Annotated in this window: 12 protein-coding genes; all 12 read right to left on the minus strand. The window is 53.0% G+C overall.

Going from position 1 to position 11,408, the window contains the following annotated elements; all coding sequences use genetic code 11:
* Positions 1–487: 487 nt before the first annotated feature.
* Complete coding sequence (locus JMJ95_RS13300; RefSeq protein ID WP_290686266.1) at positions 488–1,543, minus strand: nucleotidyltransferase family protein; 1,056 nt, start codon at positions 1,541–1,543, stop codon at positions 488–490.
* Positions 1,540–2,337, minus strand: a complete 798-nt coding sequence (locus tag JMJ95_RS13305) for an acylneuraminate cytidylyltransferase family protein (RefSeq protein WP_290686268.1) — start codon at positions 2,335–2,337, stop codon at positions 1,540–1,542. Before JMJ95_RS13305 ends, JMJ95_RS13300 begins: the two co-directional genes overlap by 4 nt.
* Positions 2,334–3,257: a Gfo/Idh/MocA family oxidoreductase gene (locus tag JMJ95_RS13310; RefSeq protein WP_290686270.1), complete on the minus strand. Its 924-nt coding sequence runs from the start codon at positions 3,255–3,257 to the stop codon at positions 2,334–2,336. Before JMJ95_RS13310 ends, JMJ95_RS13305 begins: the two co-directional genes overlap by 4 nt.
* Entirely contained in the window at positions 3,254–4,258 is a 1,005-nt protein-coding gene (locus JMJ95_RS13315; protein WP_290686271.1) for a Gfo/Idh/MocA family oxidoreductase, read from the minus strand. Before JMJ95_RS13315 ends, JMJ95_RS13310 begins: the two co-directional genes overlap by 4 nt.
* Positions 4,259–4,337: 79 nt before the next feature.
* Complete coding sequence (locus tag JMJ95_RS13320) at positions 4,338–5,624, minus strand: ATP-grasp domain-containing protein (protein WP_290686273.1); 1,287 nt, start codon at positions 5,622–5,624, stop codon at positions 4,338–4,340.
* Positions 5,625–5,657: 33 nt separating this feature from the next.
* Positions 5,658–6,347 carry a TylF/MycF/NovP-related O-methyltransferase gene (locus JMJ95_RS13325; protein ID WP_290686275.1) on the minus strand — a complete coding sequence of 230 codons (690 nt, stop codon included), beginning with the start codon at positions 6,345–6,347 and terminating at the stop codon, positions 5,658–5,660.
* 73 nt (positions 6,348–6,420) lie between these two features.
* Positions 6,421–7,494, minus strand: a complete 1,074-nt coding sequence (gene neuB / locus JMJ95_RS13330) for an N-acetylneuraminate synthase (RefSeq protein WP_290686277.1) — start codon at positions 7,492–7,494, stop codon at positions 6,421–6,423.
* A 4-nt stretch (positions 7,495–7,498) separates the two neighbouring features.
* On the minus strand, positions 7,499–8,650 hold the full coding sequence (gene neuC / locus JMJ95_RS13335; RefSeq protein ID WP_290686279.1) for a UDP-N-acetylglucosamine 2-epimerase: 1,152 nt from the start codon (positions 8,648–8,650) through the stop codon (positions 7,499–7,501).
* 4 nt (positions 8,651–8,654) lie between these two features.
* The gene (locus JMJ95_RS13340; protein WP_290686281.1) at positions 8,655–9,758 is read right to left on the minus strand and encodes an aminotransferase class I/II-fold pyridoxal phosphate-dependent enzyme; all 1,104 of its coding nucleotides are present in this window, start codon (positions 9,756–9,758) and stop codon (positions 8,655–8,657) included.
* A 12-nt stretch (positions 9,759–9,770) separates the two neighbouring features.
* Complete coding sequence (locus tag JMJ95_RS13345; protein WP_290686283.1) at positions 9,771–10,742, minus strand: SDR family NAD(P)-dependent oxidoreductase; 972 nt, start codon at positions 10,740–10,742, stop codon at positions 9,771–9,773.
* A 122-nt stretch (positions 10,743–10,864) separates the two neighbouring features.
* Complete coding sequence (locus tag JMJ95_RS13350) at positions 10,865–11,206, minus strand: flagellar protein FlaG (protein WP_290686285.1); 342 nt, start codon at positions 11,204–11,206, stop codon at positions 10,865–10,867.
* Between the two features lie 75 nt (positions 11,207–11,281).
* Positions 11,282–11,408, minus strand: a 127-nt coding sequence (locus JMJ95_RS13355; protein ID WP_290686287.1) for a flagellin, incomplete at its 5' end; no start/stop codon positions are given.

Here is an 11,408-nt window from a genome sequence, read left to right on the forward strand (position 1 = left end):
AAATACGACTTCTCTTAACATTTTCCCGGAACCTATTGTACAGCGAAAGAGCCTGAGCATAAACAAGGGATCGAGACGGCTTGTCAACCTGAGCGGAACCTCAAGGTCTGTCATCCTGAGTGTCTGTGTCTGTCATCCTGAGCGGATGCGAAGGATCTCGCTCTTGTCATCCTGAGCGAAGCGATCGCGCAGCATCCCGAGCACAGCGAGGGAAGGACCCCGCTTTTGTCATCCTGAACGAAGTGAAGGATCTCGGGGTTGGTTTTTCGTCCCTTAGGGGCAAGACCGAGATCCTTCGGCCAAGAAAGCCGGCCTCAGGACGACAAACCGCTCGTGTCATCCTGAGTGTCTCTGTCTGTCATCCTGAGCGGATGCGAAGGATCTCGCTTTTGTCGTCCTGAGCGGATGCGAAGGATCTCGCCTTTAAACCCCCTCAGCCCGAGATCCTTCCCTGCCCATTCTCGAGCGATTCCGCAACTCCAGGGAACTACTGCAGAACCTGCTTGTATTCCCCCCACTGTCCGATGTCGATCCATTTCCGGTGCACCGGGAAGACGCCGATCCTTCCGCCCTTTTCCCTGACCCGGCCGATGAGGTCCGGCATGTCGAGCTTTTCACCCCCCCCTATCAGGTCGATGCACTCCGGTTCCAGGATATATACGCCGGTATTCACGATCAGCGGGACGTCGGGCTTTTCCTCGATCGTTTCGAATTCGCCCCCCGAGAGATGAATGACGCCATAGGGGACACTCACTTTCTTCAGTGCTCCTATTATGGTGAAGGCATACCCGTTTTCCCGGTGAAATTCAAGGGCGGAGAGATAGTCCACGTCCACCAGGATGTCGCAGTTGCTCACGAAAAAGGTCCTTGAAAGGCTGTCCTTCATCAGGGCGAGGCTCCCCGCCGTACCGAGAAATGTCTCTTCTTCCACGCAGGACACGGAGAAAGGCAAATCACTCCTCTCGGCAAGGTAGGTCTTGATGAAATCCTTGCGGTAATTGATTGAAAGAAGGAATTCCGAAAAACCCCGCTTTCCGAAGGACTCCATGATCAGTTCCAGCATGGGCTTGTCGCCGATGGGAAGGAGAGGCTTGGGAACGATCCTCGTGATGGGGTCGAGACGGCTCCCCCTGCCGCCGGCCATAACCACGACCTTGTTCTCCTGCCGTTCGACCGTCGCTTCCTCGGAGAGGACATCCTCGAGGTAAATCACCGCCACGGGCTCCCCTTTTTTTCCCACCACCGGAACCCTGCTGATTCCGTGCCGCTCCATGAGGGATCTCGCCCTGCCGAGGGAATAGGACGACACCGTCTTGGGGGAAGGATTGCACACCTCCCCGACAGGCGTGGAGAGCGGTTTTCCCGCGCTGATGCACCGCCGGATGTCGCCGTCGGTCAGCGTTCCGTTGAGCTTACCGGAATCGTCGACGATGAACAGTATCTGGGAGCCGGTATCGTTCAGGTGCTGTACTGCTTCCAGGACGCTCTTCGCACCATGAAGAAGGAGTTTCTTTACGTCATGCTGCTTTGAATATTCCATCATTCCTTCACCCTCCCTTCACACCCGGCCACCGCTTGAGCCATCAGCGTTTTCTTTTTCTCCCGGAGGGCATCGGGGAGGAGATGTTCCCCCTGCTCAAGAAGCAGGTTCATCATCTCCAGGTCCTCCTCGTGGTCAATGTCGATGACGCCGAAATCCCGCATGACGAACACGTCGAAATCCAGTGACGCGGGAGATTTGACACCCCTGGCAAAGACCTCCGGTTTGTACACGTATATGGAGGCGTTCATGTCGAACACTTCCGGCGCCTGCTGGCGGGCCACAAAAGAGGACGGCTTGCACAGGGAGAATCTTGCGTCGGGGTTTCTTTCCACCATGTTGAAATAGGGGTTCCTCCGGGCGGGTACGACGGAAAAGACAACGTCCTTTTTCCCCCTGAAGAATACGTCGCAGGTTCTCTCGATATCTTCCGGTGTGCGGAGAGGGGATGTAATGTCGAGATCGACCACGGCGTCGAAGGTCTGTCCCGTATCCCTGGACGCGTGGGAGAGCACCTCGCCGATAACGTCCATTTTCGCCACCCTGTCCCCGGCAAGTTCGTTTCTGCGCTTGTGGAAATACGCTCCGGGAGCGAACCGCCCGGCCGTCTCGAGGATCTCGTCGGAGTCGCTGTCCACCGCCAGCGTTTTTCGTATTTCGCCATCGTCCCGGAAGGCCGAGGCGGCGTCAAAGAGCGTCCAGGCGACCAGCGGCACACCGCAGAGCAGACGGATGTTCTTGTTCTTTATGCCCTTGGATCCGCCCCTTCCGCAGACGGTGAACAGTATCTCCTTCATTCTCTTTCTCCTCCTTCGGCGATGCGCAGTGTCGCCAGCCCGTCCTCCAGGGAGTTGAAGGACTGCTCCCCCTTTTCCGAAAGGTCCAGGAAATATACCATTTCCTTCTCGTAGAGGTCCTCCTGGGGAAAGGTCGTCGTTTCTCCCGACAGAAGGGAGGTCACGGTCCGCTGGATAAGGTCGCAGACGAAGGTGTCATCCTTGCAGAACAGCTCCAATTCCCGCCGGGCCTTTCGTCCGAAATAATCCAGGTGAACTTCCACCAGCCGTCCTCCGCAGGTCATGATAAAGGCCGCCCCGTCGTCACAGTCGGTCTCGAGGGCCGAATATTTGCCGGACACCCGGACGACCTTCTCCGGTTCGCCAAAGAGCCACCGGGCATAATCAAGCTCGTGGATCAGGTCGAGGGCCACTCCACCCCCGAGTTCCCGCCGGGCGCTGTAGACGGCCCTGTAGTCCCTGCCTTTCCGCCAGTCTGGAAGATAGGAGGAGCAGAGCAGGCGGGCCGCAAAGACATCTCCGGGCAGACGGGCTTTTAAGTGCTCGATTATCGGATGAAACCGCATCGGGCAGGCAACATGGACCGTCTTTCCTGAAAGGGAACGGGGAATGCCGGATGCTACAGAGGAACTATGAAAAACAGGCTTCTCGATGAAAATGGACTTTCCCAGGGACTCGGCCTTGAGCAGCGTTTCATAGTGCATCATCGTGGGGTTGGTGATGAAGACCAGGTCATAGGGAGGCTCCAGGTCGTTCCAGGAGGCACAGTTTCTGTCCGCCAGGCCTTCGGGCATTTCCCCTCCCCGGCCGGAGCGGAGGGCATGAATTTCCCCTTTGTAGCCGCGAGTCCAGAGAAGATGCCTCAGGTTTCGGGCATGGCGCATCCCGATGGACCCCATGCCGAAAAAACAGGCTTTCATTGCTCTCTCCACTCCCTCTCGAGCTGGTCTGCCAGCCCCAGGATCTCCCGGTGGCGGGCATAGCTGTAGCCCCGCTCTGCCGTTTCACCGCTGACCAGGCGGAAAAAATGGCGCAGCTCTTCGAGGTAAGGGCTTTCGCTGATGAATTCCGCATATCCGGCCTGCCGTTCGAGTTCCTTTTCGTCTAGCAGGGGATGGATCGGTTCCCCCGCCGGGGAAAGATAACAAAGAGACCGGCTGTTTCCCTCCCACAGGATCGTTCCTTCCTCGCCGCTGATCCGCAGATTCCTGACCGCCTTCCTGGAGACGCAGTCAACGGTAAGGCTCCCCGCCGTTCCATCGGCGTGGCGCAGAAGGACCTGGCAGGTGTCCGGGTACGGAAGGTTCAGAGAACTTATCCGGGACCAGGAGCAGCTGAAGTCCGTCACTTTTCCGAAGCACTCCGTCAGCCATGGCAGCTCGATGCACAGAATTTCCCGGATGGCGTTCGTCCGGGGCGAACCGACGAAAAACTCGTCGTACTTTTCCCAGGGGTGCCAGTCCGGCAGATACTGGCCTACGTGGTAGGTATAAAACTTCCTCGCCCCCGTCTCCCCGTGGTTTCCGATAATCCACCGGTTTTCCGAGCGGTAGAGGGGAGTCGATGAGAGAAAAGCCACGGGAAATCCTCTCTCCTCGAAGGGCAAAATAGCGTCATACCCGTCATCCAGAAGGTCAAGCTCGGAGAAGGTGGGGATGCCCCTTTTCAAAACCAGCGGCACCAAATCTCCATGATTCTCCGGTGAAGTGCAGACTGCCACTGCATCAGGCGCTAGCGTCTCAAAAACTTCATCCAGGGAATCAAAAACATCAGCATTGAACTGCCGGGAAAACTCTTCTCTCCGGTCCGGGCGGGAGTCCACCCCGAAAAGGGCAACCCCGGGAAAAAATCTTTCAGTCAGTCGGGCACGGCGCCTACCCATGGACCCCAGGCCAACGACGAGAAGCTTAAGAGAAATCAAATCAACACAACCCCCTGAAATGCTAACCTTGTCAAATCATCAAACCTTCGCTGTAATCCGCCTGAAGAGTTGGAATATTTCAATGACGCAGCAGACACTCTATCATATGAGTATCAAAAACATTTATTCCTGTTTCTCGCCTAACTTCTGCTCTTTCACCGTAAGAATCATCGATAAAAATAGCATCCTGTTCTTTGATATATTGACTCTTCTTCTCAGTCTCACTTACAAAAATCACATCATCAAAAAGCCCTTTTATGCGGTAAAACTCAAGACTGCTTCCAAGATCAACTTTCGTCCTCGTCAACAATGTAATGGGGACGCCATCATTGACACATTGAAATAAGAATGCCACTACCTGCAAATTTATTTTGCCCCTGAGAATAAGAGTATCGTCAAAATCAATATAAACCCGACTGAAGCTGATCGTGCTGGAATAACTATTCTGCAGTGCCCGATCTAATTCCAGTTCATAATTGTTAAGCAGAATCGAATCGATTATTTGACCGTCAAAAAGGTGAAGCGTCAGGAGCGGCAAATTTACACCGTAATTTCTTGTCAGTGCTGATCCTCCTGCTATTCTTGGGGCAATTTCCAGCAATGACAACTGGCCTTTGCTGTTTTCTTTCAACTGAAAGAACCAGGCGCCCCGAAGCTCGAGATTTGCATTAATAATCTCAGCAATTCTCTTGAACTCTTTATTTTCCGCTCGTACAGCATTGACACTAATCCCGCTTTTAACTCTCCGTCTGACCCTGCCGCCGAAATAAACCAGATCCCCCGAAGAATTAGTAAAACAATCAATGGTGTATTCTTCCCCGGGTAAATACTCCAGAATCAAGAGGTTTTCCGCACCATTCAGGCTTTTGTATAAAGCAAGTTCTTTTTCACTGCGAATCAAAGCAGTTCCACGAGCACCCTGTCCCACATCAGGCTTAACGAAGACAGGGAAAGGAATTTCTGTATCGTCTCCTATTATCTTCGGAACCTCAAGAAGCCCCGCAAAATAACCATATGTCTTTTTTTTTGACCGGGTAATTTTCGCAGTCTTGCAAGGCGGAGCAATGACCTGGCCTTTGAAACACTCCCTGAATTCTGAGAATTTCGTAAGAACCCCGTCCATTGCAGGGTAAATAAAGTCAAAATCATATCTATCAATCTGAGATGCAAATCTTTCGATATCTGCCTTTTGGCTTGAATCATCGATAAAATGAAGGTTCCCTATATGTTTCTCATATACAAATCTGCCGTGGTCATAGGAGCTGGAACCACCAAACAAATCGAAATGGATCGAATTGCCGGCGGCTTTGTGTATTTCGAGGCCGATTTCAGTCCCGCAGGGATAAACCAAAACACGCTTACTCATAGGAAAAAAACCTCACAACATTTCTTAAAACGCTCATAGCACTATATAAGAAATATTTGGATCAAAGGTAAACTTCTCAAACTTAAAATCCGAAACATTGAGTTCCTCTAGAACCGCCTGAGTCTCACCGGGCCACCAGGGATTATTAAGTTCATCAAATGCCAAGATTGCCCCTTTTGGCATACGCGGTAAGAAATGGTGCAAGGCAACCTTGGTTGGCTCATAAAGATCAAAATCCATAAACAACAAGCTGATAATCAAGTGAGGATTTTCCTTTAAAAACAACGGAATCGTCTGCAAAGCATCACCTTTAATCAGATAAACCTTTTCTATTTCGTTTATAAATCTATTTGAATTATAATCTTCTATTACTTTCTTTAACTCTTCAAAAACCTCGTAGGGAGCCTGAAAACCTCCGACTTTCGCTTCTTTATTCCCATATTCTCCCAAATCCTTAGAGTTGATTGAAGGAAAGCCGTCAAAGGTATCAAACCCGAAAATTCTTCTGTCAAAGGCAATTGGTTCCAAGGCGGAGGAAAGTTTTGCCCAGGTCATTAAACTTCCTCCATGATGAACTCCACATTCGACGACACTCCCTTTAATCCCCATCTGTAGTTTAAACAACTCATATTGGGCCAAAAACCTCGATAGAGCTTGCCTTCTGACATATTTTGAAAAATTATTGAATACAATAGCTTCAGGGATATCTGTTTCACGTATCATGATTATTCCTCCCTTGAAACTGCTAGTCTCAAAAAAACATGCCTTCCGCTTTCAAAAGAAGGCAATATAAACGTCAATAAATAATTTCTTCGTCTTTTTTAAAATCCTTGCCAGCGCAAGTTTCCAAGCAGTCCCAGAAGAAAAACGGAGACACCCCGTCGCCCGGCCTTTTCATAGTTATATTGTCGCAGGAAAAAGCTTCTCCTTTTTTTATTTCTTTATTCGCCACCAGGCTCTTGCGCGCAATTACTTTATTTTTTTGTTCGGAAGGGGTTGGTATTTTTCGACTGTTTCCCAGTGCCATTTCAACTTTTCGTATACCTTGTATCATGGCGAAAAGCTCGTCAGGCTCAAGTGATGCTTTGTGATCAGGGCCAGGGAGTCCCTTATTAAGGGTGAAATGTTTTTCAATAATTACAGCTCCTAATGCTGCAGCAGCAATAGGAACTGCAATACCCTCCGTATGGTCAGAATAGCCAACAGGAAGACCAAAGGCCTGCTTTAAGGTTTCAAGAACTCTAAGATTTACTTCGCTAAATGGAGCCGGATACTCAGTTGTGCAATGAAGAAGCGAAACTCTTTGCTTCAATAAGTTCTGTCCCTCGTTTGAGAAGAACGACTTCCGGAAAGCTTCCCGGGAAGGAGGTGTTTCGTTATTAAGAAATCCAAACGCCAAAACACCGAGGGCTTCCTCTATTTCTCCCAAGGTGCTCATCCCGGTTGACATGATAATGGAGGACCCTGTTCTGGCCGCTCGAAGCAGAAGAGGAGCGTTTGTGATCTCTCCGGAAGGTATTTTCAATCTACGAAGTCCGAGATTATGAACCAAAAAATCAAGGCTATCTTCGTCAAAAGGAGTGGACAAAAAATTAATTTTTCGCTCATTGCACCTTTTTTTTAATGAATAATGGGCCTCAGCGCCAAGTTCAAGGGGGCGAACCATATCCAGCTGTGATTGCCCATCACCGGTTGTGTGCGTTTGATATTCTGCCTTCGGCGCATTTTCGGAAATTACCTTTTCTGCATGGAACGTCTGAAACTTCACCGCATCAGCTCCGGCATCAGAGGCACAATCAACGAGTTCTAACGCCATATCCAGTGATCCGTTGTGGTTAACTCCTGCTTCGGCAACAATATAGATGCTCATATTCTCACTCCGTCCATTGGATATCATAAAAACGTTTTACTTTTTCAAATGAGGCGTTCTTAAGATGAGCACATATTGATTTTGCAGGACGAAAAGAAGCTAATTTCCTTTTAAAGGACCGCCTGCCGCAGGTCAGCACCTTTTGTATCGCAAGCTCCAGCCCCTCAACTTCACAAGGGCAGTCAATAACAAGGTCGCCCCTTATTCGTCCCTGTTGTCTGGCTCCGATATTCACTACCGGAACACCAAAGAAAGGAGCTTCCGTAATTCCGCTGGAGGAATTGCCGATAATTGCGTCTGCTATCGAAAGCATACCCCAATACCGTTTCCTCCCCAGTGACTGGACAAAGGCCCGTTTTTCCGGAGCGAGCCTGCAGAATTCGAGCATCCGCTCGTTGATAACCCGGCCGTCCGTGTCGGCATTGGCCCCGGTGAAGACCATTGTCGCTGACGGGAAGCGGTCCAGAGCCGAGAGGAGGCGTTTGATCTGCTCTTCTGCAGGCAAAGGTGAGCGGGTTTCAGGGTGATAGGTTACGACGAAGAGGGGTGATGAAAGGTGAATGCCGAGATGCTGCTCCAGTTCATTCCCGGTCGGCAGTTCCGTCTCCCTGATCCCGTCGAGGCACGCCGGGCCGACGACGAAGACCGAATCGGGAACCTCCCCCATCTGGATCACACGCCGCCGGTAATCTTCATGAGCTACGAAGTGGAGAGAACTCATCTTGGTGATGGCGTGACGGAAGGCGTCGTCGTAGGCGCCGAGGGTGATCTCGCCGCCGTGTATGTGGGCGACGGGTATCCCCGCAAGAACTGCTGCAGCAGCGGCACCGAGCATCTCGTACCGGTCACCCAGAATGACCAGAATATCCGGCTTCAATTCATCGAGAGCGTCGGCAAAACCAATGATGCCGAGGCCGAGGGACTTGGTCACCGCAACGGGTGAATCGCCGGAGAGCAACATCTCCACCCGTTTGTGGATGGGAAAGCCGTCCCCCTCGATCTCCTTCCACGTCAGGCCGAACTCGGGCGACAGGTGCGCTCCGGTGACGATGATCTGCAGCTCCAGGTCCGGATCGTCCAGAATCTTCTTCATCAGCGGGCTGAGCAAACCGTATTCCGCCCTTGTGGCGGTTATGACGGCGATTTTCCGGGCCATTGCCTCACCTTCTCATGGAAAGGACGGCATCACGGATACTCTCCGCCGCACGAAGGGTGGATTCTTCGTCGTTGACCGTGGAAGCGGGAAGATTGATGCCCTCCTCGAAGATACGCTCGGCCTGAGGATAGGAAAATCTGCAGAAGTCTTTCAGGTATGGGTATGTGTGCAAAGGAGAAAAGAGCCTCCGGGTGGGCACGCCTTTTTCCCGAAGTTTTTCCTGGAGTTCCGGAACTCCACCGCCGGAAAAGGTGAATGACGGAAGCCACCATGCGCTCTGTGCCCCCGGAAGCTCTTTCTGGAATTCCACCTCCGGAAGGCCGGCAAGGACTTCCCGGTAGATCCGGGCAAAGGTCCGCTTTTTTTCCAGAAAAAGGTCGATGCGCTCCATCTGGGCGAGGCCGAGGGCGGCCTCGAGGTTCGTCATGCGGTAGTTGTACCCCATTTCAGGGTGGAAATATCCCTTTGACGCATCCCGTGCCTGGTTGACGAGAAAGCGGATATGGTTGATCCGCTCCCTGTCACGGGCAACGACCATGCCTCCCCCGCCGGTAGTGATAAGCTTGTTTCCGTTGAAGCTGAAGCAGCCGAAATTCCCCAGGGTTCCGGAGGGTTTGCCTTTCCACGTTCCTCCCAGGCTCTCGGTGGCGTCTTCTATGATGACGAGCCCCCGTTCTTCCGCAATCCTTCCCAGTTTGTCCATGTCGCAGAGGTTGCCGTAGAGATGAACGGGCAGAATCGCCCGGGTTCTGGGCGTAACGGCCGCTTCCGTCAGTCCGGGGTCAAGGGTCCAGGTTTCGGGGTCGACGTCAACAAGCACAGGAGTTGCCCCGGTGTACAGGACCGGGTTGACCGATGCGGCAAAGGAAAGGGCGGGCACGATGACCTCGTCCCCCGGTCCCACCCCGGCCTCGGCGAGGGCGATGTGAAGGGCTGCTGTACCGCTCTGGACCGACACACAGTCCTCCGTCCCGAGGTACCGGGCGAACCGCTGCTCGAACTCAGGCACGAAGGGGCCTGCGGTGGAAACATAGGTGGAATCCACGCACTCCATGAGCTTCGCCTTTTCCTCCCCTCCGAGATTCGGTGCATCAAGAAGCAGGAACATGTCGTTCACCTTCTATACGTTATAGATGCCGCTCTTGTAGAGCGCCCTGCGGTCCTTCATCCATTCGATGGTTCGCTTCAGGCCTTCCTCGAGGGAAACGGCGGCCTTCCACCCCGTGAGGGCGTTCATCTTTGACGGATTTGAAAGCAGCCGCTCCACCTCGCTCTTCTCAGGGCGGACCCGCTGTTCATCAGACGTTATGCGGAAAGATTTCCCCATGATTTTTCCGATGAGCAGGGCGAGGTCTCCCATGGAAATTTCTGTCCCAGTGCCGAGGTTCAGTACCTCGCCCACGGCGCCGGGAGCTTCCGACACAGCCAGGAATCCCCGGACCGTATCGTCCACGAAGGTCAGGTCCCGGGTGGGCTTGAGGTTCCCAAGGGAAATTTCCTCTTTTCCGGCGAGGAGCTGGCTGATGATGGTGGGGATGATAGCCCGCGCCGACTGCCTTGGACCGTAGGTGTTGAAGGGCCTGACCACCGTCACGGGAACGCCGAAGGAGCCATAATAGGAGAGGGCGAGATAATCCGCCGAGGCCTTGGTGGCCGAATAGGGGGACTGGGGGGTTATGGGATGCCCTTCGTCGATGGGGACATATCGGGCCGTTCCGTAGACCTCGCTGGTGGAGGTGTGGATCACCCGCTCAACTCCGCACTCCCGGGCGGCCTGGAGGACGTTGTAGGTCCCTTCCACGTTGGTCTTCACGTAGGCCAGGGGAGAAACGTAGGAATAGGGGATGCCGATGAGGGCCGCAAGGTGGAAGACCCGGTCGCAGCCATGAACGGCCTGCCGAACGAGGTCGAAATCCCGGATGTCCCCAGAAATGATCTCCATTTCTTTGGCGTATTCGGACTCCTCGAGCCATCCCCAGGAGTTTTTCGAGTTGTACCGAAGAAAGGCCCGAACTTCGTGGCCCCGCTCCGCCAGTTTTTCGGCCAGTTGCGAACCAATGAACCCCCCGGCTCCTGTGACACATATCTTCATGCGGCTTCCCCCATAATGGACTGTTCCGGAAAATTTTAATCCCTTTCCAGTATCGTCCGTTTGAGGGAAAAAATAAAGAGGCGGCCGCTTCTGCGGGCGCCTCTGGCAGTACATCGCAAATATCACGCGTTCACATCGAGAAGAGCACCGAAAAGCTCCCTGATGTTCTCCATGAAACGGACCACTTCGTCGGGCGGAATCTTCCGGACCACTTCGTCCTTGGAGGTATCGATGACCGACACCTGGTAGACATCCGCCTCCTTCTTGTACTCGTACTTCAGGCTCCTGTCGAAGGCCACCGCCAGCTTGTTCGCCTGGTCGACGGCGTCCTGCACCTGCTCCTCGGATACCGGTTTTACCGGAGGCTCCGCAGTTTTTTTCGGAACAGGTACTTCGGAAACTTTTCCAACGGCCGGGGCCTTCTCAGGTGAACCCTGCGAAACGGTTGAACGAAGGATTTCCATGGCATCGGCACCTCCCTGTCTCTAGGAAAAAGAGGGGAGAAAATCTCCCCTCTTTTTCTGTAGTGTGCTAGAGATTTACCGGAGGAGCTGCAGCACGTTCTGGGGAAGCTGGTTCGCCTGGGCAAGCATGGAGTTGCCGGCCTGCATCAGGATGTTCAGCTTCGTGAAGTTCATCATTTCCTTCGCCATGTCGAGGTCGCGG

The organism is Aminivibrio sp., from assembly GCF_016756745.1.
In the GTDB taxonomy this organism is placed as follows: Bacteria; Synergistota; Synergistia; order Synergistales; family Aminobacteriaceae; genus Aminivibrio.

What these genes read in the sequence shown, in the direction of transcription:
- JMJ95_RS13300 (WP_290686266.1), bottom strand. Translation starts at nt 1,543, where the DNA reads ATGATGGAATATTCAAAGCAGCATGACGTAAAGAAACTCCTTCTTCAT.
- JMJ95_RS13305 (WP_290686268.1), bottom strand. Translation starts at nt 2,337, where the DNA reads ATGAAGGAGATACTGTTCACCGTCTGCGGAAGGGGCGGATCCAAGGGC.
- JMJ95_RS13310 (WP_290686270.1), bottom strand. Translation starts at nt 3,257, where the DNA reads ATGAAAGCCTGTTTTTTCGGCATGGGGTCCATCGGGATGCGCCATGCC.
- JMJ95_RS13320 (WP_290686273.1), bottom strand. Translation starts at nt 5,624, where the DNA reads ATGAGTAAGCGTGTTTTGGTTTATCCCTGCGGGACTGAAATCGGCCTC.
- JMJ95_RS13325 (WP_290686275.1), bottom strand. Translation starts at nt 6,347, where the DNA reads ATGATACGTGAAACAGATATCCCTGAAGCTATTGTATTCAATAATTTT.
- neuB (WP_290686277.1), bottom strand. Translation starts at nt 7,494, where the DNA reads ATGAGCATCTATATTGTTGCCGAAGCAGGAGTTAACCACAACGGATCA.
- neuC (WP_290686279.1), bottom strand. Translation starts at nt 8,650, where the DNA reads ATGGCCCGGAAAATCGCCGTCATAACCGCCACAAGGGCGGAATACGGT.
- JMJ95_RS13340 (WP_290686281.1), bottom strand. Translation starts at nt 9,758, where the DNA reads ATGTTCCTGCTTCTTGATGCACCGAATCTCGGAGGGGAGGAAAAGGCG.
- JMJ95_RS13345 (WP_290686283.1), bottom strand. Translation starts at nt 10,742, where the DNA reads ATGAAGATATGTGTCACAGGAGCCGGGGGGTTCATTGGTTCGCAACTG.
- JMJ95_RS13350 (WP_290686285.1), bottom strand. Translation starts at nt 11,206, where the DNA reads ATGGAAATCCTTCGTTCAACCGTTTCGCAGGGTTCACCTGAGAAGGCC.